Raw genomic sequence first — 24,831 nt, 5'->3', positions numbered from 1 at the left:
GACCGGCTCACCGGGTCAGGCGCGGCTGTGACGGCCGCGGCGGCGCAGGGTGAAGACCGCGGCGGCACCGGCGATCACCAGCGCACCGGCGATGCCGGCCAGCAGCGGGGTCTGGCCACCGCCACCGGTGTTGGCCAGCACCGGGCCGGTCGGGCTGGCCGACGGGCTGCTGGGCTTCGGGCTGGGCGAGGCGGCGGTGTCGGTCTTGCAGTTGAGCACACCCTTGAACTGCTGCTTGAAGCCGTTCGGGCCGGTGACGGTGATGTCGTAGGCGGTGTCCTCGGCGACCTTGACCGGGACGCTCTTGGTGCCGCCCGGCGGGACGGTGACGGTCTGCCCGGACAGGGTGAAGGTGAAGTCCTGGTCACCGTTGTTGGCCGCGGTCACGACCACGGCGCCCTGGGCGCACTCGACCTTGGCGGAGACGGCCGGGATCGGGCCGGCGGGGGCCCAGTTGACCGGGGCCGAGGCGCTGGCCGGGACCGGCTTGGTGCCGGCCAGGATCAGCGTCTGGCTGTGGGCGCTGTCCTTCTCGCCGAGGAACGCGCGACCGACCGACACCTCGGTGGTGGCCTCCGCGATGATCTTGGCCTGCCCGGCCGGGGCGCCCGCCGGGGTCTTGGCGTAGATCTTCTCGCCGTTGGCGGCCTCGGTGACGGCCTTGCCGTCCTTGTCCGTGATGGTCAGGCCGGCCTGCTTGCCGGCGTCGTCCAGCCGGAGCTTCACCTTGGCGGCGGTGGACTTCACGGTGATCGGGCCCAGCAGGGCGCCGCTCTTGCCCGCGGCCGTGCCCTCGAGGCTGATGGTCCAGCTGGGCTCGGCGCCCGGCTCGACCGCCGCGACGCTGTCGATCAGGTACTTGGTGAGGTTCTTCGCGTCCGGGGCCACCGGGGTCGCCGTGACACCGTCGGAGAAGTGCCAGATCGCCGCCTGGGTGCCCGCCGCGGCCTCGTCCTCGTCCAGCCCGGCCAGGTCGGGGGCGCTCGGGGCCTTCTTGGCCTCCGCCTGCAGCTGCGGGACGGTGAGGTTCGGGAAGGAGTGCAGCAGGATCCACTTGATCTGCGCGGCCTCCTTCGCCTTGTTGTGCAGCGAGGTCGCGGACCAGTCGGCCTCGCGGTAGGTGGCGTCCTTCAGCGTGCCGTTCCGCAGGTCGATGCAGTAGGCCAGCAGGTGCTTGGTCTCGTCGGTCTCCGTGCTGGGCAGGAGCCGGAACACGCCGCCCTGGATGGGCTTCTCGTCGTTGATCTGGATCTCGCCCCGGAACTTCAGCCCGCCCAGCAGCTTGGCGGTGGTCCCCGAGTTGCCCGGCTCGGCCGCAGCCGCGCCGGCGCTCAGCGCACCGCCGACGAGCAGGCTGGACGCGAACATGACACTGGCTATGCGGGCGAGTGCCCGCCCCTGCTTGTGGAACATGTAGTGACCCCTCCGGGCTGGGCCTTGCCGATGGCAGCCCGCCTTGCATAGCGACGCACCCTGTGACACCGCCGCACTTGTGTGAACCAGAGGCATCCTATTGACCGACGGGCGCTGGCAAACGTCCGTGCCAAACACGGACGGTTCCGTATCTATATTGTTATCAAGCAGCTCATCGTAGCGGTGTACTGACGACCCGCCAGATTCTCACTCCCAATCAGGAGCCTTTCCGCTCGGGCACTCCGGCGGCCCCGAAGTGCCGAGCAGTGAGCAGCTTCGGTCTCAACCGACGGCTACTCGATCAGTACTTGCAATTCCGTCACCGGTCGGTTTCACCTCCCGCACACCAGCGGTCACTTCGGCCTCAGCCGCCCCCTCCACACCGCCGCCCGGCTCTCAGGCACCACCGGCACCACCCGCCCCGGCCACCCGCCCGGCCGCCACCGCGGCCTGCCGGGACTCGACCGCGGCCACGATCCACCCCGGCACCGACTCCCCCGCCGGCGCCATGCCGGCCGGGGCCGCGGGCGGCGCCGCCGACTGCTCCCGACCCGAACGACCCAGCACCAGCTCGGGTTTGGCCTGCACCGCCCAGCGGAACGCGGTCGTCCCGCGACCGAGGTCGTGGCCGACCACCCGGGCGTCGAGCTCCACCACGCAGCGCCGCTTCTCGTCCTCGCCCCACTCCCGGATCCGCAGCCGCCCGCTGACCACCACGGGGTCGCCCTTGTTGAGCGAACTCACCACGTTGGCCGCGAGCCAGCGCCAGGCGGTGACGGTCACCCAGTTCGTCTCGCCCTCCACCCAGTCGCCCTTCTCCCGGTCGTAGCGGCGCTCGGTGGCGGCCATCCGGAAGTTGGCCACCGGGACACCGGCCGCGGTTTGCGAGTAGCTCACCACCGTCGCGACATTGCCGATCATGGTCACCATCGTCTCGTTCATCGGAACACCCTCCGTCCATCCGGAATCACCGTGCGAAATCACTCGCCGAAGAGAGCGTGCCCGGTCGGGAAAAACGAGTCGGGCCGTTTCGGAATCCGGTGGAAAACCCGCACCTGTGGATAACCGACATCACTCTCCGGAGTGAATCAACCCCGATTTACGACCGCCCCGGAGCTACTTTTCCGGGGCCATGACAACTATCGGCCGAGGCCGCCGCCCGGGCGTGCTCCCCGAAGGGGTGGCCGGTCGGCGCATCCGCGCACGTCATCCGACCGAAGGAAGCCTAAGCGTCCCCCCACCCGACCCGCCGACCAGGGCATTCTCCGCACCGAATCCATAACAGGTGGGGCGACAACCCCGTAACGACTGCACAACGTCCGGCGCCAGAAGCCGCCAGAGCGCTGCATGCCCGGCCACCACCTGCGATTATCGGACCGCTCAACCGGTGCCGACACACCATGCACGGTGCTTGAAGACCCGGCCGAGTATCTGGGCACCCTTATCCTGTCCCGGACCCCGCAGGCCGACCGAAGCCCACCCGGGCCGATGTCGTCACGCCCCCATAGCTCAGCGGATAGAGCACCCGCCTTCTAAGCGGTAGGTCGCAGGTTCGAATCCTGCTGGGGGCACCACCGCCACACCCCGCCCGGCCCGCAGTCGCCCGCGCGCCGGCCGGACGCAAGCCTCAGCGCCCGCCCCCGGCCGGCCCGCCGAGCCCGTCCAGGTACCGGTCGAGCAGCTCGACCTGCCGCGCCGGCGGGAACTCCGCCGGGGCGAACAGGGCCTGCACCACCAGCCCCAGCACGAAGCCCTGGGCCGCCGCCGCGACCTCCTCGACGCTCCCCTCCCCCGCCAGTGCGCCCTGCTCCCGCGCCAGCGCGACCAGCTCGGTGAGCCGCTCCCTGGCCCGGCGGTACCGGGCCGCGTGCTCCGCCGCCAGCTCCGGGTCGGCCAGGGCGGCGTCCCAGGAGCCGACCCAGATCCGGTTACCGGCCACCCCTTCCGGCGTCAGCGGCAGGATGTCCAGCAGGACGGCCCGGAGCAGCGCCAGGCCGCCGTCCGCCGGGGAGGTCCGCGCGGCCGCCGGGCGCGGCCGGTCGACCGCGTGCCGGTCGAGCAGGTCCAGCGCGTACGCCACCAGGGCCCGCTTGTTGGGGAAGTAGTGGGTCAGCAGGCCGGTGCTGGCGTTCAGTTCGGCCGCCACCGCACGGAGGGTCAGCCCGCCGAAGCCGCGCTCGGCCAGCACCCGCCAGACCGCCTCGGAGACTTCGGTCCGTCGGGCGTCATGGTCTCCACGGGCGGGCGTCATGGCGCTAGGGTACCTACCAAACGTTTGTTATGTATGTCCGACCATCGGTCCGCCCACCAGCCTGGAGGCCCCGTGTACGCCGTCCCGCTCGCCGACGATGCCGAGCTGCGCCCGCTCGAACCCTGGCGGGCCGCCGAGTTCCTGGCCCACATCGAGCGGGCCAGGGCCAACGTCGACCCGTGGATCCCGTGGGCGACCTTCTCCACCGACCTGGACTCGGCCCGCGCCACCCTGCAGCGGTACGCGGACCGGCTGGCCGCCGACGGCGGCCAGATCTTCGGGATCTGGCTGGACGGCACGCTGGTGGGTGGTGTGATGTTCGTGAGCCTCGACGCCAAGGGCGGGGTGTGCGAGATCGGCGCCTGGTGCGAGCCGGCCGCGCAGGGCCGGGGTCTGATCACCGCCGCCGTCCGCCGACTGGTCGACCACGCGCTGGTCGAGCGCGGCCTGCACCGGGTCGAGTGGCACAACAGCTCGGTCAACGTCCGCAGCCGGGCGGTGGCCCAGAAGCTGGGCATGCACCTGGACGGGGTGATGCGCGAGTCGATCGAGTTCCAGGGCGTCCGGCAGGACTACGAGGTCTGGTCGATGCTCGCCCCGGACTGGCGGAAAACCCGGTGACAGCGCGGCCCCGCCCGCCCAGGATGGGCGGTTGACGACCCGCCAGCCCCAGGAGCGCCGATGGCCGTGCACCGCACCGTCCCCGCCTTGTTCCCCCCGCCCGGCTACGCGCACACCGCCGTGGTCGAGGCCGGGGAGCGGCTCGCCTTCCTGGCCGGCGGCGTGCCGCTGGACTCCGGCGGCGAGCTGGTCGGCCCGGGCGACCACGAGGCCCAGGCGCACCAGGTCATCGCCAACGTGGCGGCCGCGCTGGCCTCGGTCGGCAGCGGCCTGGACCAGGTGGTGGCCAGCACGGTCTACGTGGTGGCCGACCGGCCGGAGCCGCTCTCCGAAGTCTGGGAGATCGTCAAGGCCTCGGCGCTGAGCGCCGGTCCGCACACCTCGACCCTGCTCGGGGTCACCACGCTGGGCTACACCGGCCAGTTGGTGGAGATCACAGTCACCGCCGTGGTCCCCGACCGGCCCGCTGTGGAAGAGTGAGCGCACACCCTCACCCCCCCCCGGAGGCGGCCGTGCCCGAGCAGTTCGACACCCGTGTGCCCGGTCTGCGCGCATCGGTCGACGGCGCCGTCGCGACCCTGCTGCTGGACCGTCCGCAGCGGCGTAACGCGGTCACCCGGGAGATGTGGCAGGCGTTCCCCGAGGTGCTGGGCCGGCTGGCCGCCGAACCCGGCATCCGGGTGCTGCTGCTGACCGGCGCGCAGGGCACCTTCAGTGCGGGGGCCGACATCGGCGAGCTGACCGGGATCTACGGCGACCCGGACCGCGCCGACGCCTACCACGCCGAGAACGTCGCGGCCGAGCAGGCGCTGGCCGCCTTCCCGCACCCGACGATCGCCGTGGTGCACGGCCACTGCGTGGGCGGCGGCTGCCAGTTGGCGGTCGCCTGCGACCTGCGGTTCGTCGCCGAGGACGCCCTGCTGGGCATCACCCCGGCCAAGCTCGGCGTGGTCTACCCGGCGGTGCCGACCACCCGGCTGGCCCGGCTGGTCGGCCCGGCCCGGGCGAAGTACCTGCTGTTCTCCGGCGAGTTGGTGGACGCCCGGCGGGCCGAGCTGTTCGGCCTCGCGGACGAGGTGCTGCCGGCCGACCGACTCGACGCCCGGGCCCGGGAGTTCGCCGAGCTGCTGGCGGCGCGCTCCCCGCAGACCATCGGTGCCGCGAAGGCCGCCCTGGAGTCGGACGACCCGGCGGCCGCGCTGGCCCCGTGGGAGCGCAAGTCCCGCCAGTCCCCGGACGTGCCCGAGGGGTTGGCGGCGTTCCTGGAACGCCGCCGACCGAACTTCTAGCGGATCGGCATCCCGGAGATGGCCCGGGCGATCACCAGCCGCTGGATCTCGCTGGTGCCCTCGAAGATCGAGTAGATCGCGCTGTCCCGGTGCATCCGCTCCACCGGGTACTCCCGGGTGAAGCCGTTGCCGCCGAGGATCTGCATCGCCTGCGCCGTCACGTACTTGGCCGTCTCGCCCGCGTAGAGCTTGGACATCGAGCCCTCGGCCGAGGTGAACGGCTGGTTGTTGACCGCCATCCAGGAGGCCCGCCAGACCAGCAGCCTGGCCGCGTCGATCCGGGTCTTCATATCGGCCAGCTGGAAGGCGACACCCTGGTTCTCGATGATCGGCCGGCCGAACTGCACCCGGGTCTTCGCGTAGTCCAGCGCCACCTCGTACGCGGCCCGGGCGATGCCGATCGCCTGCGCGCCGACGGCCGGGCGGGAGGCCTCGAAGGTGGCCATCGCGGCGTTCCGGCCGCCCTTGCGGACGCCCTCGCGGGCCCGGGCCAGCCGCTCGTCCAGCTTCTCCTTGCCGCCGAGCAGGCAGCTGCCGGGGATCCTGACCTGGTCCAGCACCACCTCGGCGGTGTGCGAGGCGCGGATGCCGTGCTTCTTGAACTTCTGACCCTGGCTCAGGCCCGGTGTGCCGGGCGGCACCACGAAGGAGGCCTGCCCGCGCGAACCGAGCGCCGGGTCGACGGCGGCGACCACCACGTGCACGGCGGCGATCCCGCCGTTGGTGGCCCAGGTCTTGGTGCCGTTCAGCACCCACTCGTCCTTGGCCTGGTCGTACACCGCGCGGGTGCGCAGCGCCGAGACGTCCGAGCCGGCGTCCGGCTCGGAGGAGCAGAACGCGGCCACCTTCACGTCGTCCGGGGTGCCGAACATCTGCGGTGCCCAGGTGCCGATCTGCTCGTCGGTGCCGTTGGCCAGCACGGCGACCGCGGCCAGGGTGGTGCCGACGATGGCCAGGCCGAGGCCGGCGTCGCCCCAGAACAGCTCCTCCATCGCGATCGGTATCCCGACGCCGGAGGGGTCGAAGTACTGCTGGGCGTAGAAGTCCAGCGAGTAGATGCCGATCTTGGCGGCCTCCTGGATCACCGGCCAGGGGGTCTCCTCGCGCTCGTCCCACTCGGCGGCGGCCGGGCGCATCACGTCGGCGGCGAAGCCGTGCAGCCAGTCCCGGACGGCGAGCTGGTCCGGGCCGGGATCGAGGGAGAAGGGGCTCATTGCTGGTTGCCTCCGGTCGGTGAGTTCCCACGCCATGGGGTGTTACCCCCGGTAACATGCGGGGAGTCTGCTACTGATTGGTGAGCCGTGTCAACGCCCGAGCCGAGGAGCCGCACCGTGTCCGCAGAGCCCCGCCGCGAGCAGTTGCTGAACGCCGCCGACCGGGTCATCCAGCGGGACGGGCCCGGTGCGAGCATGAACGCGATCGCGGCCGAGGCGGGCATCACCAAGCCCATCCTGTACCGGCACTTCGGCGACCGGACCGGCCTGATCCGGGCCCTGACGGACCGCCACACCACCGGCCTGCTGGCCGCCGTCCGGGCCGCACTGAACGAACCGCTGGAGCGGCGCGACCGGGTCGAGCACGTGCTGGACGTCTACCTCGCGGGGATCGAGTCCCGCCCGCAGGTGTACCGGCTGCTGACCCACCCCGAGCACGGCGACCCGACCGGCGCGGGCCAGGCGCTGGCGCCCGCGCTGCGGCAGATCGCCGAGGAGATCACCAGGGCGGTGCAGGCCCAGGTCGACCTCGGGCCCGACGCGCCGCTGCTGGCCGAGACCTGGGGCCGGGCGATCACCGGCATGGTGCTGGCGGCCGGCGACTGGTGGCTGGACCAGCGGCCCTGCCCCCGGGCCCGGATGGTGCAGGCGCTGGCCGACCTGCTGTGGGGACGCCTGGCGGCGGCGGCACCCTTGCCGGGGGCGCTCGGGTAGCGCGGACCGGCGAGGAACATGAGCCCAACTCACCTCTTGTGCGGGCTCCCGGCGTGCGGCAGGATCGGCGCTCCCCACCCCCATGCCCCGCCGCGAGGTGCCCCGTGCGTGTCCGCCGTACCGCCGCCGCCCTGTCCCTGGCCACCGCCGCCGTGCTGTCCGGCGCCGCGCTACCGGCCGAGGCCGCCGCGCACCAGGGCGCCGACCGCCACCAGCGCGCCGACTTCCCGACCGGGACGGTGACCACCGCCGACGGCCGGACCCACCTGACCGACTCCGCAGGGCGGGTGCTGCAGCTGCGCGGCTTCAATGTCGACAAGTACGCCGAGGCGACCGAGGCCGACCTGCGGTCCGCCGCCGAGCACGGATTCACCCTGGTCCGGGTGGCGATCTCCTGGAACCGGCTGGAGCCGACCCGGGGCCGACTGGACCGGACCGAGCTGGACCGGCTGCACCGGGTGCTCAACTGGGCCGAGAAGTACGGCCTGTTGGCCCTGGTCGACTTCCACCAGGACGTCTACGGGCCGAAGTTCGGCGGCGGCGACCGGGGCATCCCGCTCTGGGCCACCCGGGACGACGGCCTGCCGTTCGAGGAGGACCCGGACGACTGGTTCGCCGGGTACTTCCAGCCCGCCGTGCAGGCCGCCTTCACCCACCTCTACGACGACCCCGACCTGCGCCGCTGGCAGGCCGACTTCTACACCCGGCTGGCCCGCGAACTCCGGGACCACCGCTCGCTGCTGGGCTACGACCTGTTCAACGAGCCGTCCGGGCCGATCCCGGGCGACCCGACCGACCCGGCCGTCCTGGTCGCCGCCTCGGCCGAGTTGGAGCAGGGCCGGCTGGCCGGGATGTACCGCCGCCTGATCCAGGCCGTCCGGCAGGTCGACAGCCGCTCCTGGCTGTTCGTCGAACCGACCGTGCTGGTCGGCCAGGGCGTACCGACCCGGCTGCCCTCCTTCGGCGACCCGCGCTCCGGCGCCGACCGGCTCGGCTACGCGCCGCACTTCTACGACACCGCCGTCGAGGCGGGCCGCGACTGGGACCCGTCCGGCGGCTTCGTGGAGAACTACCTGGCCGCCATCACCGCCTACCCGGCGGCCAACCACCTGCCGGTGCTGGTCGGCGAGTGGGGCCCGCCGAACTCCCGCACCCCGGGCAACGCCGAGCTGGTGAAGCGCCAGGTCGCCGCGATGAACGGCTTCGCCTCGGGCTGGGCCATGTGGTACTGGTGCAAGGGCGGCGGCGGCTACTGCGCGCTCGGTCCGGACGGCCGGCCCGCCCCCGGCAACGAACCGGTCTTCGGCCCGTACGCCCGGGCCCTCGCGGGCACCCCCGGCACCGAGAGCCACCAGGACGGCACTTACACCCTGACCTTCACCGCCGGCGGCCGGACCGCGGGCGGCAGCGGCGGCTGGACCGAGATCAGCCTGCCCGGCACCGCCTACCCGGGCGGCGCGAAGGTCACCGTCAGCGGCGCCCGGGCCTCGGTGCTGGACGTCGACCAGCCCCGGGGCGACCGGGCCGGGGTGGCCCGGATCCTGCTGCCGCTGGTCCGCCCCGGCACGGTCGTGACGGTACGGATCAGCGCCCGCTGAACCCGGGCCCCTCGGTCAGCCCGTCAGGCCGCGGCGGGTCAGCAGCGGGGTGATCTCCGGGTCGCGGCCGACCACGGCCCGGAAGCAGTCCAGCGCGTCCACGCTGCCGCCCCGGGAGAGCAGTTCGGCCCGGAAGACCTCACCGCTCTCCCGGACGGTGCGGCCGTTGGTCTCGAACCAGCGCACCGTGTCGGCGTCCAGCACCTCGGACCAGATGTACGCGTAGTACCCGGCGCTGTAGTCGTTCGAGAACACGTGGTTGAAGTACGTGGTCCGGTAGCGCGGCGGCACCAGCGGGTCGGCCAGCCCGGCCTTGGCCAGCGCGGCCGCCTCGAACTCCTGGGCGTCCTCGATCACTTCACCGGCCGGCACACTGTGCCAGGCCCAGTCCAGCAGCGCGGCGGCCAGGTACTCCACGGTCCGGAAGCCCTGCCCGAACCGCTCGGCGGCAGCCATCCGCTCGACCAGCTCGGCGGGCAGCGGCTCGCCGGTCAGGTGGTGCTTGGCGTAGTTGGCCAGCACCTCCGGCCTGGTCATCCACATCTCGTTCACCTGGGACGGGAACTCGACGAAGTCGCGCGGCACTTCGGTGCCCGCGAAGAACGGGTACCGCACCGCCGAGAACAGCCCGTGCAGGGCGTGGCCGAACTCGTGGAACAGCGTCCGCACCTCGTCCCAGGTCAGCAGCGCGGGCTCGCCGGCCGCCGGGTGGGCGATGTTGAGGTTGTTCACCACCACCGGGCGCTGGCCCAGCAGTTCGGACTGCGAGACCAGCTCGTTCATCCAGGCCCCGCCGGTCTTGGACTCCCGGGCGTGGAAGTCGCCGACGAACAGGCCGACCGAGGAGCCGTCCGCCTCGAACACCTCGAACACCCGGGCCTCCGGGTGGTACCCCGTCAGATCGGCCCGCTCGGTGAAGGTCAGCCCGTAGGCCAGCCCGGCGGCGAAGAACACCCCGTCGTGCAGCACCCGCTCCAACTCGAAGTACGGGCGCAGCTCCGAGGCGTCCAGCTGGTACGCGGCCCGCCGGACCCGCTCCGAGTAGAAGAGCCAGTCATGGGCCGCGAAGTCCACCACCCCATCGGCCTTCTCGGCGAACTCCGCCAGCTTCCGGGCCTCCTCGCGGGCGTTCGCGACGGCCGGCGGGATCAGCCGGCCGAACAGCTCCTCGACCGCCCCGACCGTCCCGGCCGTCTCGTCGGCCACCACGTACGCGGCGTGGCTCGGGTACCCCAGCAGCTCGGCCCGCTCGGCCCGCAGCCCGGCCAGCTCGATCGCCAGCGGACCGTTGTCCGCCACCGCCCGGTCCACCGAGGCCGCCAGCAGCCTGGCCCGCAGCCCGCGGCCGGTGAGCTCGGACAGCTCGGACTGGTTGGTGAAGTTCTTCAGGCTCAGCACGTACGTGCCGTCCCGGCCGAGCGCCCGGCCGTTCGCGGCGGCCGCTGCCACCGCGTCGGGGGACAGCCCGTCCAGGTCCTCGGCCCGCTCCACCACCACGGCCCGGGCCCGGGTGTCGGTGAACACGTTCTGCCGGAACGCCGCCTCGGCCGACGCCAGCCGGCCGTTGATCTCCCGCAGCCGGACCTGCCCCTCGGCCGGGAGCCGCACGCCCGCCCGGACGAAGCGGTTGTGCTGCCGCTCCAACAGCCGCAGGCTCTCGGCGTCCAGGCCGAGTTCGGCGCGCTCCCGGTGCAGCGCCTCGAACCGGGCGAACAGCGCCGGGTCCAGCAGGATGGTGTCCCGGTGCGCGGCCAACCGGGGGCTCAGCTCTGCGTCCAACTCCTGCAGCGCCGGGGTGGTGTCCGCAGCGGTCCGGTTCTGGAACACCAGCCGGACCCGGCGCAGCAGCGCGCCCGAACGCTCCAGTGCCACCACGGTGTTGTCGAAGCTCGGCGGCTCCGGGTCAGCGGTGATGGCAGCGATCTCGGCGAGCTGATCGGCCATGCCGCGGTCGAATGCGGGCAGGTAGTGCTCTTCCCGGATGGCGGTGAAGGGCGGAAGTTCGAACACCAGGGTGCTGGGCGCGAAGAAAGGGTTTTCGCTCATAGGCAGACCCTAGAACCGAGCCCGGCCCTTCGGAAGACAGGGTCCCTCGGCCACAGCACCCTGCTTCGGCCACCAGGGGCCCGGGGAACCGCTGATGTGCGGCCTCGCCGCGCGGGCCACGCCGACCCCGGTGAAGGTCACCCGTGCGCAGGTCGTTCCCCCAGCCCCCGACCGTCGATGCCGAATCACCTGCCGAAGGTCGCTGCACCGGATTCCCCGGCTGTGCCGGGACGGGCGCCTGCCGGAAAGTGTCGGCAGGGGCCGGTACGGTCGGGGCGAACCTGTGTCCGACGTGCGAGGAGGCCCCGTGGCACCCCGGATTGCCGTTGTGCCCGCCCCGCACGGCCCCGGCGGCCGCCTGCAGCCGCTCGGCGAGGACGGGGTACCGCTCGGCCCGCCCGAACGGGTCGCCGACCTGGCTGCCGCCGTGGCGGAGCGCGAGGCGTCCGACCGCCCCCGCTGGGTCTGGGCGGCGGCCGACAGTGCGTACGCGCCGCTGCTCCCGCTGCGGGTGGCCCGCTGCCACGACCTGCGCCTGGTCGAGGCCCTGCTGCTCGCCAACGAGGGGGCCTGGGGCGAGCCCCGCTCGCTCGGCGCCGCATGGGCGCGGCTGCGCCGGCTGCCCGTCCCCGCCGACCTGCCGGAGACCGGCGGCGGCGAGGACCAGGACAGCCTGTTCGCACCGGACCGGCTGCAGCTGCCGCCCGGCACCGACCAGTTGGAGGCGGTGGTGGCGGTGCACGCCGAGCAGCTGCGGCGGATCGCGCTGGTCGAGCAGCCGGGCCCGTTCCGGCTGCTGGTGGCCGCCGAGTCGGCCGGTGCGCTGCTGGCCACCGAGATCACGTACGACGGCCTGCCGTGGCGGGCCGACCTGCACGACCGGCTGCTGACCGAGCTGCTCGGCCCCCGCCCGCACATCCCCGGCACCCAGCCGAAGCTGCTGGCCGAGCTGGCGGTCGAGCTGCAACAGGCGCTCGGTTCCCGCCCGTTCAACCCCGACTCGCACACCCAGGTGCTGAAGGCGTTCGCCGACCAGGGCATCCGGCTGAGCTCCACCCGGGTCTGGGAGCTGCGCGAGATCGACCACCCGGCGGCCCGGCTGATGATCCGTTACAAGGAGCTGTCCCGGATCCACGCCGCGCACGGCTGGGCCTGGCAGGACGCCTGGGCGCGCGGCGGCCGGTTCCGGCCCGAGTACGTGGTCGGCGGGGTGGTCTCGGGCCGGTGGGCGAGCCGGGGCGGCGGGGCGCTGCAGATCCCGCGCATCCTGCGCAGCGCGGTGGTGGCCGACCCGGGCTGGGCCCTGGTGGTGGCGGACGCGGCCCAGCTGGAGCCCCGGGTGCTGGCCGCGCTCTCCGGCGACGCCGGCCTGGCCCGGTCGGCGGCCGAGGGCGACCTGTACGACGCGCTGGCCGCCAGCGCCTTCCAGGGCGACCGGGACAAGGCCAAGCTCGGCCTGCTCGGCGCGATGTACGGCCAGACCAGCGGGGACATCGGGCCGCTGCTGGCCACCCTGCGCCGGCAGTACCCCACCGCGATGGGGTACGTCGAGGCGGCCGCCCGCACCGGCGAGGACGGCGGCATCGTCCGGTCCCGGCTGGGCCGGACGTGCCCGCCGCCGTCCGCCGACTGGCTGGATCTGACCGAGGCTCCGGAGACCGCGGGCGAGGCGGGCGGCCGTTCGGCCCGGGCCCGCGGCCGGTTCACCCGCAACTACGTGATCCAGGCCAGCGGAGCGGACTGGGCGCTCGCCCTGCTGGCCGCGCTGCGCCGCCGCCTGGCGGTGCTGGGCACCGAGGCGGACCGGCCGCACCTGGTCTTCTTCCAGCACGACGAGGTGATGGTGCACACCCCGGTCAACCTGGCCGACCAGGTGGTCGAGGCGGTCACCGCCGCCGGCGACGAGGCCCGGCGGCTGGTCTTCGGCAACACCCCGGTGCGCTTCCCGCTCAGCACCGCCGTGGTGGACTGCTACGCGGACGCGAAGTGACGACCGCTCGGAGCAGGTCCGCTCAGAGAAGGTCCGGTCAGAGCTTCCGGTAGCTCCGGGCGTCCTCCGCCGCCGCCACCACCTCGGCCAGCCCGGCCCCGGTCGAGGCGGTGACCACCGCCGCCACCGCACCCTCCACGAACGGCGCGTCCACCAGCCTGACGTACTCCTCCGGGTGGTCCTCCAGCGCGGCCAGCGTGGCCAGCACCGAGCTGCCCAGGTCCGACAGCACCACCACCCCGGCCCCCGCGTCGGCGTCGGCGAGAGCGGCCACGATCAGCTCGTAGCTGGTGCCGAGCGCCCCGTCCTCGGTGCCCGCCGCGAGCAGCACGGGGACGTCCGCGGAGCCCAGTTCGACCAGCAGGTCACGCAGCCCGGCCGCCAGACCGTGACTGTGCGAGACCAGAACGATGCCCACGTACGTGCCCATGCCCGGACCATACCCAGCACCACCATCCGTGTACCGGCGCCGACCGGGCACCGGCCGACGGCTAACCCCGTTCGAGGTCGGTCCGGCTGATCAGCAGCAGCAGGGCGTCGTCCCCCAGCTCGCCGCCGGTGTGCTCCAGCAGGTCGCCGTAGAGCCGGCCGACCGCCGCCTCCAGCTCGGCCGCCGACTTCGCGGCCTCCCGGACCAGCGGGCCGACCCGGTCGGCCAGCGGGTAGAACTCCCCGCTCCGGTGGTGCTTGGCCTCGATCACGCCGTCGGTGCAGAGCACCAGGACGTCGTCGGGGCCGAACACCGTCTCCATGCTCTGCGGCTCCCCCGTCGCCATCCGACTCAGCCCGAGCGGCACCCAGGGCTCGCTGGCCTCCAGCACCGTCACCGCCCCGTCCCGGCCGACCATGATCGGCGGGACGTGCCCGTAGTGCAGCAGTTCCACCGCCCCGGGCCGGCGGAACTCGGCGAACAGGGCGGTGGTGAACTCCCCGTCCGGCACGTGCCGCTCCACGCTCGCCTCGACCCGGGCCGCCACCGAGAGCAGCCCGCTCTCGTCGTACGCCGCCTCCCGGAAGGCCCCGAGCACTACCGCCGCCGTCTGCACCGCACCGAGGCCCTTGCCCCGGACGTCGCCGACCAGCACCCGGGTGCCGTTCGGGGTCTCCAGCACCGAGTACAGGTCCCCGCCGATCCGGGCCGCGTCCGCCGCCGAGGCGTACCGCACGGCCAGCCGCAGCGGGCCGACCGCCGGTCCCGGCAGCCGCAGCAGGGCGCGCTGGGCGGCCTCCGCCACCGAGGAGACGGCGGCGAAGGCCGCAGCTCTTCGCATCCTGATCCGGGCCACCCAGGCGCTGAACACCGAGAGCACCAGGTAGCTGACCACCGCGCCGAACAGGAACTGGCCGTTGTTCAGGTCGGTCACCTGGTCGTAGTGGCTCAGGCCGATCAGCGCACCGAAACCGACCAGGCAGACCACCAGCAGCTCCATCGGCCGCAGCGTCAGCGCCGCGAGCGAGGGGACCACCACCATCAGCGGGGCCAGGTAGCTCTCCCGTCCGGTCACCAGGTCCGCGACCACCACCAGCACCAGCGCCACCAGGGCCGGCGTGGCCCGCCGCCGCCAGGACAGGTCCTGCAGGTCCGCGGCGAGCAGCGCCCGCTCCCGGCGGGTCGGGGAGAGCCCGGCGGCCTTGGGCAGCGTCGTGGTCTGGGCGCGGGTGAACTGGAACACATACCGAACATAGCGGAGAAATCATCCCCTGCACCCGCGCGTCAGATGGACCAATACCGACCGATTTAGCCCTTTTGTCATACCGTACGGACAACGTGACGCCCACTCATCGAGGGAAGGCTCCCCACCGATGTCCGGATACGGCAGCGCAGCACCCCCGCCCACCCCTCCGCCCGGCCCGCAGCGGTCCGCACCACCAGCCGCCGTACCGGTCCAGCAGTCGCGGCACTGGCTTCGGCTGTTCCTGATCGGGCTGGCGCTCTGGGTGGCGACCGTCGTGGTCACCTTCTTCACCGACAACAGCAACCTGGTGCCCACCATCGTGCTGCTCGGCAGCTTCCTGGTCCCGGCCACCTTCGTGGTCTGGGCCTACGAGCGCTTCGCCGCCGACGTGGGCACCGAGCGGATCGCCGCCTGCTTCGGCGTCGGCGGCATCATCGGCGTCCTCGGCGCCTCGGTGCTGGAGACCTACCTGCTCTCCCCCTCGGTCTGGATGTACGTCGGCGTCGGCCTGATCGAGGAGGCGGTCAAGCTGGCCGCCCTGATCATGGTGGCCCGCCGCATCCCGGTCACCGGCCTGCGCCACGGCCTGGTGCTCGGCGCCACCGTCGGCGCCGGGTTCGCCGCGTTCGAGAGCGCCGGCTACGCCTTCAACGCGGCACTCAGCCTCCAGGGCCTCTCACTGAAGGACCTGGTCGAGACCGAGATCCTGCGCGGCGTGCTGGCCCCGGTCGGCCACATCCTGTGGACCGCGATCATGGGCGGGGCGCTGTTCCGCGAGCGGGAGGGCCTGCGCTTCCGCTTCACCACCCCGGTGATCCTCACCTACCTGGGCGTCTCACTGCTGCACGCGCTCTGGGACAGCACCAGCGGCATCGCGGTCTGGCTGGTCGCCCGGACCACCACCAGCGACTTCCAGCGGGCCATCTTCGAACTCGGCTACGTCCCCAACCCGACCAGCCAGCAGGTCCACCTGTACACCCTGTACGACACGCTGGGGCTGATCGTGGTCTCGCTCGTCGGGCTGGTCTGGCTGCGGACGCTGATCAGCAGGAACCGGGCGGCCGCACGGGCCACCTGACGGACATCGCACCAGAACGGGTGGTTCCCGGGATTCCCGGGAACCACCCGTTTTCGCGTGCCGACACCCTGACGGGACACGCCCCGACCGGCGCAGCCCGACTCTGCGTCGCCAGACGGTTACTCTCTGCTGGCGATCGCGAGGATCGCCCTCCTGGGACATGGAATACCCCCAGGGGGTATGGTGTTGTCACAGTCAGCCCCAGCACGGGGCGAACGAAAACCTCCGGAGGCCCCGATGTCGAGCACTGTCACCTACTCCGTCAGCGGTATGAGCTGCGGCCACTGCGAGAAGTCGGTCAGTGCCGAGGTGGCCGGCCTGCCGGGCGTGACCGACGTCGCCGCCGACGCCAAGGCCGGCACCGTCACCGTCTCCTCCCAGGCCCCGCTGGACGACGACCAGCTCCGCGCCGCCGTCGACGAGGCCGGCTACGAGCTGGTCGGCCGCTCCGCCTGAGCACCCCCCGTACGGGGCCGCCCCGGCGTGCGCGGCCCCGTACGCTCTCCCCAAGGAGCAGATGAGCCATGAGCACCACCACCCCGGGCATAGAGCCCGGCGCCCTCCGCGACCGGGTCGAACTCGCCATCGGCGGGATGACCTGTGCCTCCTGCGCGGCGCGGATCGAGAAGAAGCTCAACCGGATGGACGGCGTCGAGGCCACCGTCAACTACGCCACCGAGAAGGCGCAGGTCGACTTCACGGCCGAGGTCAGCGTCGCCGACCTGATCGCCACGGTGGAGCGCACCGGCTACACCGCCGAGCTGCCCGCCCCGCCGGCGGTCGCCGAAGAGCTCCCCGCCGAGCAGCCGCGGCAGCCCGACCTCCTCCGCGAGCGACTGCTGATCAGCGCCGCGCTGACGGTGCCGGTGGTGCTGCTCTCGATGATCCCGGCGCTCCAGTTCGACAACTGGCAGTGGCTCGCCTTCGCGCTCACCGGCCCGGTCGTGGTGTACGGCGGCCTGCCGTTCCACCGCGCCGCCTGGACCAACCTCAAGCACGGCGCCGCGACCATGGACACCCTGGTCTCGCTCGGCACCCTGGCCGCCTTCGGCTGGTCCGTCTGGGCCCTGTTCTTCGGGCACGCCGGGATGGCCGGCATGCGGCACTCCTTCGCGCTCGGCACCGACGCCGGTGACGCCTCCTCCACCCTCTACCTGGAGACGGCCGCCGCCGTCACCACCCTGATCCTGCTCGGCCGCTGGCTGGAGGCCCGTTCCAAGCGCCGCGCGGGTGCCGCCCTGCACGCCCTGCTCGACCTCGGCGCCAAGGACGTCGCCGTCCTCCAGGACGGCCGCGAGGTACGGCTGCCGGTGGGTCGGCTGGCTGTCGGGATGCGGTTCGTGGTCCGGCCCGGCGAGAAGATCGCCACCGACGGCACCGTGGTCGAGGGCAGTTCCGCCGTGGACGCCTCGATGCTCACCGGCGAGTCCGTCCCGGTCGAGGTGACCACCGGCGACCCCGTCACCGGCGCCACCGTCAACGCCGGCGGCCGCCTGGTGGTCGAGGCCACCCGGGTCGGCGCCGACACCCAGCTCGCCCGGATGGCCAAGCTGGTCGAGCAGGCGCAGAACGGCAAGGCCGCCGCCCAGCGGCTGGCCGACCGGATCTCCGCCGTCTTCGTCCCCGTGGTCATCCTGATCGCCCTCGGCACCCTGGTCGCCTGGCTGCTGGTCAGCAGCAACCCCACCGAGGCGTTCACCGCAGCGGTCGCCGTCCTGATCATCGCCTGCCCCTGCGCCCTCGGCCTGGCCACCCCGACCGCCCTGATGGTCGGCACCGGCCGCGGCGCCCAGCTCGGCATCCTGATCAAGGGCCCCGAGGTGCTGGAGACCACCCGCAAGGTCGACACCATCGTGCTCGACAAGACCGGCACCGTCACCACCGGCCGGATGTCCCTGACCGCCGTGCACACCGCCGACGGGGTCACCGAGACCGAGGTGCTCCGGCTGGCCGGCGCCCTGGAGCACGCCTCCGAGCACCCGATCGCCGCCGCCATCGCCGCAGCCGCCGCCGAACGCCTCGGTGAGCTGCCGCCGGTCGAGGACTTCGCCAACATCCCCGGCCGGGGCGTCCAGGGCGTGGTCGACGGCCACGCGGTGATCGCCGGCCGCGAGCTGCTGCTCGCCGACTGGGCCCAGCACCTGCCGCCCGCCCTCGCCGAGGCCAAGGCCGCCGCCGAGGCCACCGGCGCGACGGCCGTCTCGGTCGGCTGGGACGGCGCCGCCCGGGCCGTCCTGGTGGTCTCCGACACCGTCAAGCCCACCTCGGCCGCCGCCGTGGCCGAACTCCGGGCCCTCGGCCTGCGGCCGGTGCTGCTGACCGGCGACAACCGCAGCGCCGCCGAGGCGGTCGCCGCCGAGGTCGGCATCGACCTCGCCGACGTGATCGCCGAGGTGCTCCCGGAGGACAAGGTCGCCACCGTCCGCCGGCTCCAGCAGGAGGGCCACTCGGTCGCCATGGTCGGCGACGGGGTCAACGACGCCGCCGCCCTGGCCCAGGCCGACCTCGGCCTCGCCCTGGGCACCGGCACGGACGCCGCCATCGAGGCCGGCGACCTCACCCTGGTCCGCGGCGACCTGCGCTCGGCCGCCGACGCGATCCGGCTCTCCCGGCGCACCCTGGCCACCATCAAGGGCAACCTGTTCTGGGCCTTCGCCTACAACGTGGCCGCCATCCCGCTGGCCGCGGCCGGGCTGCTCAACCCGGTGGTCGCGGGCGCCACGATGGCCTTCTCCTCGGTCTTCGTGGTCACCAACAGCCTCCGCCTGCGCAGGTTCAACGCCACCGCGTAGCAGCGGCTCGGGGAACTGCGACGCCGGTCTCCGGACCTACCGGCCGAGCAGTTCCCCGCCGTTGCAGTGCAGGATCTCGCCGGTGATGAAGCCGGCGTCCGCGGAGGCGAGGAAGTAGACCGCCGCCGCCACCTCGCCCGACTCGCCGATCCGGCCGAGCAGGGTGCGGGAGGCCCGCCGGGAGACCTCGGCCTCGTCCAGCCGGGGCCCGAAGAACTCGGTGCCCGAGACGGTGCCGGGGGCCACGATGTTGGCGGTGATCCCGGAGGCGCCGAGCTGGGCCGCCAGGAAGTGGTTCCAGGCGTGCAGGGAGGCCTTGGCGGCCCCGTACGAGCCGGCGCCGCGCAGGGCGGCGATCGAACTGACCGTCACCACCCGCCCGGTGCCCTGGGTGAGCCGGTCCCGGAGCGACTCGGTGAGCAGCACCACGGTGAGCACGTTCCGCTCGAAGTCCCCGCGCCAGCGGGCCAGCACGGCGTGCGGCCCGGCCCCGATCACGGTCTCCCGGCTGCCGGCGTTGTTGACCAGCACGTCGATCTCGGCCGGCAGCGCGCTCAGGGCGTCCTCGACCGCGTCGGGGTCGGCGAGGTCGCAGACCAGCGGGGTGACGTTCGGCCCGAGGTCCGCCGCAGCTCTCTCCAGGACCGCCCGCCGACGTCCGACGATCACCACCCGTTCGCCCGCCTCGGCGAAGCGGCGTGCCACCTCGTACCCGATGCCGGTGCCACCACCGGTGACGACGACGTTCCTGGTCATCTGCGCACTCCCTCCCTGCCTTGCCGCCGCAGCTGAGGCATGCGGGCGGTCCGTACCGGAATGGGACGATTCCTATCACGCTGGGTTGCGGCGGCTGCGGGGAGGGTGACGCGGCTCGGCTGGGATCGTGTGGTATGAGACTGGCACCGCCCGTGCACGGAGCGTGGAGAGAGCCAACTCACACCCCCCGAACGTAACTTTGCGCCCCCGAATACGTCTTACCTTTGTAGTACGACGGTCCATGACCGCCGTGAACGGGGCTCCGGCGGGCCCCGGTACGACTGCCGAGTCCGCTCGGTGGTCTCGCGCACGACGCCGGGGAGCGGGTAGCCGCCGGGGACGCTTTGAGCGGCCGTACCCCGGCAACCAGGTCCGCCCCCGGGCGTCGTGCGCCGCACTCCTCTCCGCACGTACGCAGCAGGGCCCGGCCACCAGTGGTGGCCGGGCCCTGCTGCGTACCGGTGGATCAGCGCGCGTCGAGCTCGACGTAGTCGCGGATCTCGACACCGGTGTAGATCTGGCGCGGACGGCCGATGCGGCTGCCCGGGTCGTTGATCATCTCGTGCCAGTGGGCGATCCAGCCCGGCAGCCGGCCGAGCGCGAACAGCACGGTGAACATGCTGGTCGGGAAGCCCATGGCGCGGTAGATCAGGCCGGTGTAGAAGTCCACGTTCGGGTAGAGCTTGCGCGAGACGAAGAAGTCGTCCTTGAGCGCGTGCTCCTCCAGCTTGAGCGCGATCTCGAGCAGCTCGTCGGACTTGCCGAGCTGGCCGAGCACCTCGTGCGCAAGGATCTTGACCTGCGCGGCGCGCGGGTCGAAGGCCTTGTAGACGCGGTGCCCGAAGCCCATGAGCTTCACGCCGTCCTCGCGGTTCTTCACCTTGCGAATGAAGGTGTCGACATCGCCGCCGGACTTCTGGATCTCCTCCAGCATCTCCAGCACCGCCTGGTTGGCGCCGCCGTGCAGCGGGCCCCAGAGCGCCGAGATACCGGCCGAGATCGAGGCGAACTGGTTGGCGTGGCTGGAGCCCACCAGGCGGACCGTGGAGGTCGAGCAGTTCTGCTCGTGGTCCGCGTGCAGGATCAGCAGCTTGTCCAGCGCGTTCACGATGACCGGGTTGATCTCGTAGTCCTCGGCGGGGACGGCGAAGGTCATCCGGAGGAAGTTCTCGACGTAGCTCAGGTCGTTGCGCGGGTAGACGAACGGCTGGCCGACCGACTTCTTGTACGCGTAGGCCGCGATGGTCGGGAGCTTGGCGAGCAGCCGGACGGTCGACAGGTGGCGCTGGCCGGCGTCGAACGGGTTGTGGCTGTCCTGGTAGAAGGTGGACAGCGCGCCGACCACCGACGACAGCATCGCCATCGGGTGGGCGTCCCGGGGGAAGCCCTGGTAGAAGCGCTTGACGTCCTCGTGCAGCAGGGTGTGCTGAGTGATCTCGTTGCTGAACACCGCCAGCTGATCGGCGTTCGGGAGCTCACCGTTGATCAGCAGGTACGCGGTCTCGATGAAGGAGGCCTTCTCGGCCAGCTGCTCGATCGGGTAGCCGCGGTACCGCAGGATGCCGTTGTCACCGTCCACGAAAGTGATCGCGGACTTGTAGGCGGCGGTGTTGCCGAAGCCGTTGTCCAGGGTGACCAGGCCGGTCTGCGGGAGCAGCTTCGAGATGTCGAAGCCGGCGTTGCCCGCAGTGCTCTCGACGACGGGGTACTCGTACTCGCCGTCCTGGTACCGCAGTACTACCGAGTTGTCGCTCACGTCTTCCTCACCGACGAAATGAATCCTCTTCCAAGGTGCCCTGACTGTCTCTACGATCCCCCATCCGCAGGACCGTCGTGCACCCGGGGTGGGCCGAGAAGGCCCTTGCCCTACAAAAGCTGTCGCCGCGGCCGGTATGAACCGGACAAGATCGGCACAGACTAGGTTCCGCCGTAAATCTCTTCACGTCAAGACAACCCCGCAGTAGGGGCAACCCTTGGACGATCATCCAGTTGTCAGCCGGTGATCAAGGGCGGAGTGCCTTCGACCAGCACTGACGGCCCGAACCGCCTGGGCGATCGCCCTGCGTGACCCGACCAGCACAACCAGCTTCTTCGCCCTCGTCACGGCGGTGTACAGCAGGTTCCGCTGCAACATCGTCCAGGCCGAGGTGGTGACCGGAATCACCACCGCCGGGTACTCACTCCCCTGCGAACGATGGATCGTCACAGCGTAGGCATGGGCCAGCTCGTCCAGCTCGTCGAAGTCGTACGGCACCTCCTCGTCCTCGTCCGTACGGACCGTCAGGCGCTGCTCGTCCACGCTCAGATCGGTCACCACCCCGACCGTGCCGTTGAAGACCCCGTTCCGCCCCTTCTCGTAGTTGTTGCGAATCTGGGTGACCTTGTCACCTACCCGGAAGGTCCGGCCGCCGAAGCGGCGCTCCGGCAACCCCTCCCGGGCCGGGGTGACCGCCGCCTGCAGCAGCGTGTTCAACGCCCCCGCCCCGGCCGGACCCCGGTGCATCGGCGCCAGCACCTGGACGTCGCGGCGCGCGTCCAGCCCGAACCGCTGCGGAATCCGCCGGGCCACCACGTCCACCGTGAGACCGGCCGCCGCCTCCGCGTCGTCCTCGGCGAACAGGAAGAAGTCCGGCAGGCCGTCGGTGATCGGCGGCAGGCCCTCGTTGATCCGGTGCGCGTTCGTCACCACGCCGGACTGCTGTGCCTGCCGGAAGATCCTGGTCAGCCGGACCGAGGGCACCGGGCTGCCGGCCGAGAGCATGTCCCGCAGCACCTCCCCCGCCCCGACCGAGGGCAGCTGGTCGACATCCCCCACGAAGAGCAGATGAGCCCCCGGCGCGACCGCCTTCACCAGCTTGTTCGCCAGGATCAGATCGAGCATCGACGCCTCGTCCACCACCACCAGGTCCGCGTCCAGCGGGCGATCCCGGTCGTACGCCGCCTCACCGCCGGGACGCAGCTCCAACAGCCGGTGCACGGTGGACGCCTCAGCCCCCGTCAGCTCCGCCAGCCGCTTGGCCGCCCGCCCGGTCGGCGCCGCCAGCACCACCTTGGCCCGCTTCGCCAGCGCCAGCGTGACGATCGACTTCACCGTGAACGACTTGCCGCAGCCCGGGCCGCCCGTCAGCACCGCGACCTTCTCGGTCAGCGCCAGCTTCACCGACTCCCGCTGCTCCGGGGCCAGTTCGGCCCCCGTGCGCTTGGCCAGCCAGCCCAGCGCCGCCTCCCAGTCCACCCCCGCGAAACCCGGCATCCGGTCGATGTCGGCGGTCAGCAGCCGCAGCAGCTGATTCGACAGCGAGACCTCGGCCCGGTGGAACGGCACCAGGTACACCGCCGTGACCAACTGCCCGCCCTCACCCGGCACCCGCTCCCGGACCACGCCCTCGGCCGCCACCAGCTCCGCCAGGCAGTCGATCACCAGCCCCACGTCGACCTGCAGCAGCTTCACCCCGTCCGCGATCAGCCGCTCCTCCGGCAGGTAGCAGTGCCCCTGGTCGCTGCTCTGCGAAAGCGCGTACTGCAGGCCCGCCTTGACCCGCTCCGGGCTGTCGTGCGGGATGCCCACGGCCTGGGCGATCCGGTCCGCCGTCAGGAAGCCGATGCCCCAGACGTCGGAGGCCAGCCGGTACGGCTCGTTCTTCACCACGCCGATCGAGGCGTCGCCGTACTTCTTGAAGATCCGCACCGCCAGGGAGGTGGAGACGCCGACGGTCTGCAGGAAGACCATCACCTCCTTGATGGACTTCTGCTCCTCCCAGGCCGCCGCGATCATCTTGGTCCGCTTCGGCCCGAGGCCCGGCACCTCGATCAGGCGCTTCGGCTCGTTCTCGATCACCTCCAGGGTCTCCACCCCGAAGGCCTCGACGATCCGCTCCGCGAAGCGCGGGCCGATGCCCTTGATCAGCCCCGACCCCAGATACCGCTGGATGCCCTGCACCGTGGCCGGCAGCACCGTGGTGTAGTTCTCCACCGTGAACTGCCGCCCGTACTGCGGATGCGAGCCCCAACGCCCGAACAGCCGCAGCGACTCCCCCGGCTGCGCCCCCAGCAGGGCCCCGACGACCGTCAGCAGGTCGTTCGCCCCGCGCCCGGTGTCGACCCGGGCCACCGTGTAACCCGTCTCCTCGTTGGCGTACGTGATCCGCTCCAACACGCCCTCCACCTGGGCGAGCTGACGCTGCGGCGACTGTGCGCTCGGTGCACTCACAGGGCGCCCCCTCGGTTCGGTGACGGTGCGCTACGCACCGTACCCTCCCGCACCGACAGTGCGGGCACGGTCGGTGCTTTATCGTCCTGATCATGAACGACCTGACAATCCGTCCGGCGAGGCCCACCGACCTCCCCGCCATCGTGGCCATGCTCGCCGACGACCCCCTCGGCGCCTCCCGCGAATCCCCCGACGACCTGACTCCCTACCGGGACGCCTACGCCCGGATCGCCGCCGACCCGCACCAGCACCTGGTGGTCGCCGAGTCGGCCGGCCGCGTCATCGGCACCCTCCAACTGACCGTCATCCCCGGTCTCTCCCGCCGGGGCGCCACCCGCACCCTGATCGAGGCGGTCCGGATCGACGCCTCCGCCCGCGGCACCGGCCTGGGCACCACCCTGATCGAATGGGCCGTCGAGGAGTCCCGGAAGCTCGGCGCCGAGCTCGTGCAGCTCACCTCCGACGCCACCCGCACCGACGCCCACCGCTTCTACGAGCGCCTGGGGTTCACCGGCTCGCACCTCGGCTTCAAGCTGGCCCTCCGGTGAGTCCCCGCGCGCCCGCCGTCCGCACCGACACCGAGCGGGAGGCCCTGGTCGGCTTCCTCGACAAGCAGCGCGCCTCCCTGCTCCGCAAGCTCGACGGCCTCAGCGACGAGGACGCCCGACGGGTACCCACCGCGAGCTCGCTCTCGCTGCTCGGCCTGCTCAAGCACTCCGGTATCTGGGAGCGCCGCTGGTTCCAGATCATCCAGGCCGGCCATGAATTCCCCGACGAGTGGCCGGCCGTGGACGAGGAGGAGGGCGCGGACTTCGCCCTCGGCGACCACGACACCGTCGCGGCATGGCGTGCCTTCTACGAGACCCAGGTCGCGGTCAACCGGGACATCGTCGCCGGGCTGTCCCTGGAGACCCCGTGCGCCTGGCCGAAGATGGCCGGTCGCAACCTGCGCTGGGTCCTGCTGCACATGATCGAGGAGACCGCCCGGCACGCCGGCCATGCGGACATCATCCGCGAGACATTGGACGGCGAAACCGGGATCTGAAATGCAGAAAGCCCCGCCGGTTACCCGGCGGGGCTTTCTGACTAAAGATTGTTCGGCGGCGTCCTACTCTCCCACAGGGTCCCCCCTGCAGTACCATCGGCGCTATGAGGCTTAGCTTCCGGGTTCGGAATGTAACCG

At 72.1% G+C, this 24,831-nt stretch carries 21 protein-coding genes, 1 tRNA gene and 1 rRNA gene; 12 read left to right on the top strand and 11 right to left on the bottom strand.

What is annotated here, in order from left to right; genetic code table 11:
- Positions 1 to 15 precede the first annotated feature (15 nt).
- Both ABT118_RS18370 and ABT118_RS18365 read right to left on the bottom strand, forming a co-directional pair.
- The gene (locus tag ABT118_RS18370) at positions 16 to 1,413 is read right to left on the bottom strand and encodes a Cys-Gln thioester bond-forming surface protein (RefSeq protein ID WP_350669794.1); all 1,398 of its coding nucleotides are present in this window, start codon (positions 1,411 to 1,413) and stop codon (positions 16 to 18) included.
- A 396-nt stretch (positions 1,414 to 1,809) separates the two neighbouring features.
- Positions 1,810 to 2,355 carry a single-stranded DNA-binding protein gene (locus ABT118_RS18365; RefSeq protein WP_350669793.1) on the bottom strand — a complete coding sequence of 182 codons (546 nt, stop codon included), beginning with the start codon at positions 2,353 to 2,355 and terminating at the stop codon, positions 1,810 to 1,812.
- A 556-nt stretch (positions 2,356 to 2,911) separates the two neighbouring features.
- Between ABT118_RS18365 and ABT118_RS18360 the strand changes: the two genes are divergently transcribed.
- Positions 2,912 to 2,987: transfer RNA gene (locus tag ABT118_RS18360), tRNA-Arg, on the top strand.
- Between the two features lie 53 nt (positions 2,988 to 3,040).
- On the opposite strand, the gene ABT118_RS18355 is transcribed toward ABT118_RS18360, so the two are convergent.
- Positions 3,041 to 3,664 carry a TetR/AcrR family transcriptional regulator gene (locus ABT118_RS18355; protein ID WP_350669792.1) on the bottom strand — a complete coding sequence of 208 codons (624 nt, stop codon included), beginning with the start codon at positions 3,662 to 3,664 and terminating at the stop codon, positions 3,041 to 3,043.
- 72 nt (positions 3,665 to 3,736) lie between these two features.
- Between ABT118_RS18355 and ABT118_RS18350 the strand changes: the two genes are divergently transcribed.
- The 3 genes from ABT118_RS18350 to ABT118_RS18340 are packed head-to-tail and all read left to right on the top strand — an operon-like array spanning position 3,737 to position 5,574.
- Positions 3,737 to 4,285: a GNAT family N-acetyltransferase gene (locus tag ABT118_RS18350; RefSeq protein WP_350669791.1), complete on the top strand. Its 549-nt coding sequence runs from the start codon at positions 3,737 to 3,739 to the stop codon at positions 4,283 to 4,285.
- Between the two features lie 60 nt (positions 4,286 to 4,345).
- Positions 4,346 to 4,765, top strand: coding sequence for a RidA family protein (locus ABT118_RS18345; protein WP_350669790.1), 420 nt, complete (start codon positions 4,346 to 4,348; stop codon positions 4,763 to 4,765).
- A gap of 32 nt (positions 4,766 to 4,797) precedes the next feature.
- Positions 4,798 to 5,574 (top strand): enoyl-CoA hydratase/isomerase family protein, encoded by a 777-nt coding sequence (locus tag ABT118_RS18340; protein ID WP_350669789.1) that lies wholly within the window; start codon positions 4,798 to 4,800, stop codon positions 5,572 to 5,574.
- On the opposite strand, the gene ABT118_RS18335 is transcribed toward ABT118_RS18340, so the two are convergent.
- Entirely contained in the window at positions 5,571 to 6,788 is a 1,218-nt protein-coding gene (locus ABT118_RS18335) for an acyl-CoA dehydrogenase family protein (protein WP_350669788.1), read from the bottom strand. The two genes, ABT118_RS18340 and ABT118_RS18335, sit on opposite strands and share 4 nt — an antisense overlap.
- Positions 6,789 to 6,875: 87 nt before the next feature.
- On the opposite strand from ABT118_RS18335, the gene ABT118_RS18330 reads away from it, so the two are divergent.
- Together ABT118_RS18330 and ABT118_RS18325 are read left to right on the top strand one after the other, a co-directional pair.
- The gene (locus ABT118_RS18330; protein WP_502884579.1) at positions 6,876 to 7,502 is read left to right on the top strand and encodes a TetR/AcrR family transcriptional regulator; all 627 of its coding nucleotides are present in this window, start codon (positions 6,876 to 6,878) and stop codon (positions 7,500 to 7,502) included.
- A 104-nt stretch (positions 7,503 to 7,606) separates the two neighbouring features.
- Complete coding sequence (locus ABT118_RS18325) at positions 7,607 to 9,100, top strand: cellulase family glycosylhydrolase (RefSeq protein ID WP_350669786.1); 1,494 nt, start codon at positions 7,607 to 7,609, stop codon at positions 9,098 to 9,100.
- 15 nt (positions 9,101 to 9,115) lie between these two features.
- Here ABT118_RS18325 and ABT118_RS18320 read toward each other — a convergent pair whose 3' ends face one another.
- On the bottom strand, positions 9,116 to 11,146 hold the full coding sequence (locus ABT118_RS18320; protein WP_350669785.1) for a M3 family metallopeptidase: 2,031 nt from the start codon (positions 11,144 to 11,146) through the stop codon (positions 9,116 to 9,118).
- A gap of 307 nt (positions 11,147 to 11,453) precedes the next feature.
- Here ABT118_RS18320 and ABT118_RS18315 point away from each other — a divergent pair, with 307 nt between their 5' ends.
- Positions 11,454 to 13,136 carry a bifunctional 3'-5' exonuclease/DNA polymerase gene (locus tag ABT118_RS18315; protein WP_350669784.1) on the top strand — a complete coding sequence of 561 codons (1,683 nt, stop codon included), beginning with the start codon at positions 11,454 to 11,456 and terminating at the stop codon, positions 13,134 to 13,136.
- Between the two features lie 37 nt (positions 13,137 to 13,173).
- Here the strand turns inward: ABT118_RS18315 and dhaM are convergent, their stop codons facing one another.
- Positions 13,174 to 13,566 carry a dihydroxyacetone kinase phosphoryl donor subunit DhaM gene (gene dhaM / locus ABT118_RS18310; RefSeq protein ID WP_350669783.1) on the bottom strand — a complete coding sequence of 131 codons (393 nt, stop codon included), beginning with the start codon at positions 13,564 to 13,566 and terminating at the stop codon, positions 13,174 to 13,176.
- A gap of 61 nt (positions 13,567 to 13,627) precedes the next feature.
- On the bottom strand, positions 13,628 to 14,809 hold the full coding sequence (locus ABT118_RS18305; RefSeq protein ID WP_350669782.1) for a PP2C family protein-serine/threonine phosphatase: 1,182 nt from the start codon (positions 14,807 to 14,809) through the stop codon (positions 13,628 to 13,630).
- A gap of 130 nt (positions 14,810 to 14,939) precedes the next feature.
- Between ABT118_RS18305 and ABT118_RS18300 the strand changes: the two genes are divergently transcribed.
- The 3 genes from ABT118_RS18300 to ABT118_RS18290 all read left to right on the top strand — a co-directional run bounded on the left by ABT118_RS18300 (position 14,940) and on the right by ABT118_RS18290 (position 18,682).
- Positions 14,940 to 15,890, top strand: coding sequence for a PrsW family intramembrane metalloprotease (locus tag ABT118_RS18300; RefSeq protein ID WP_350669781.1), 951 nt, complete (start codon positions 14,940 to 14,942; stop codon positions 15,888 to 15,890).
- Between the two features lie 237 nt (positions 15,891 to 16,127).
- The gene (locus ABT118_RS18295) at positions 16,128 to 16,346 is read left to right on the top strand and encodes a heavy-metal-associated domain-containing protein (RefSeq protein ID WP_350669780.1); all 219 of its coding nucleotides are present in this window, start codon (positions 16,128 to 16,130) and stop codon (positions 16,344 to 16,346) included.
- Positions 16,347 to 16,414: 68 nt separating this feature from the next.
- Positions 16,415 to 18,682 carry a heavy metal translocating P-type ATPase gene (locus ABT118_RS18290; protein WP_350669779.1) on the top strand — a complete coding sequence of 756 codons (2,268 nt, stop codon included), beginning with the start codon at positions 16,415 to 16,417 and terminating at the stop codon, positions 18,680 to 18,682.
- Positions 18,683 to 18,718: 36 nt separating this feature from the next.
- Here ABT118_RS18290 and ABT118_RS18285 read toward each other — a convergent pair whose 3' ends face one another.
- The 3 genes from ABT118_RS18285 to recD2 form a co-directional block, all read right to left on the bottom strand.
- Positions 18,719 to 19,438 (bottom strand): SDR family NAD(P)-dependent oxidoreductase, encoded by a 720-nt coding sequence (locus ABT118_RS18285; RefSeq protein WP_350669778.1) that lies wholly within the window; start codon positions 19,436 to 19,438, stop codon positions 18,719 to 18,721.
- A 466-nt stretch (positions 19,439 to 19,904) separates the two neighbouring features.
- Positions 19,905 to 21,194: a citrate synthase gene (locus ABT118_RS18280; protein ID WP_350669777.1), complete on the bottom strand. Its 1,290-nt coding sequence runs from the start codon at positions 21,192 to 21,194 to the stop codon at positions 19,905 to 19,907.
- Between the two features lie 225 nt (positions 21,195 to 21,419).
- A complete protein-coding gene (recD2, locus tag ABT118_RS18275) occupies positions 21,420 to 23,648 on the bottom strand; it encodes an SF1B family DNA helicase RecD2 (RefSeq protein ID WP_350669776.1) in 2,229 nt (742 codons plus the stop codon).
- Between the two features lie 92 nt (positions 23,649 to 23,740).
- Between recD2 and ABT118_RS18270 the strand changes: the two genes are divergently transcribed.
- Positions 23,741 to 24,196, top strand: a complete 456-nt coding sequence (locus ABT118_RS18270; protein ID WP_350669775.1) for a GNAT family N-acetyltransferase — start codon at positions 23,741 to 23,743, stop codon at positions 24,194 to 24,196.
- Positions 24,193 to 24,693 (top strand): DinB family protein, encoded by a 501-nt coding sequence (locus ABT118_RS18265; RefSeq protein ID WP_350669774.1) that lies wholly within the window; start codon positions 24,193 to 24,195, stop codon positions 24,691 to 24,693. Before ABT118_RS18270 ends, ABT118_RS18265 begins: the two co-directional genes overlap by 4 nt.
- 50 nt (positions 24,694 to 24,743) lie before the next feature.
- On the opposite strand, the gene rrf is transcribed toward ABT118_RS18265, so the two are convergent.
- Positions 24,744 to 24,831: ribosomal RNA gene (rrf, locus tag ABT118_RS18260) — 5S ribosomal RNA — on the bottom strand; the annotation flags it as partial.

The organism is Kitasatospora sp. NPDC002040 (assembly GCF_040296785.1).
In the GTDB taxonomy this organism is placed as follows: Bacteria; Actinomycetota; Actinomycetes; order Streptomycetales; family Streptomycetaceae; genus Kitasatospora.
The sequence above is the reverse complement of the archived record's forward strand: the minus strand, read 5'-3'. Positions and strand labels throughout refer to the sequence as shown.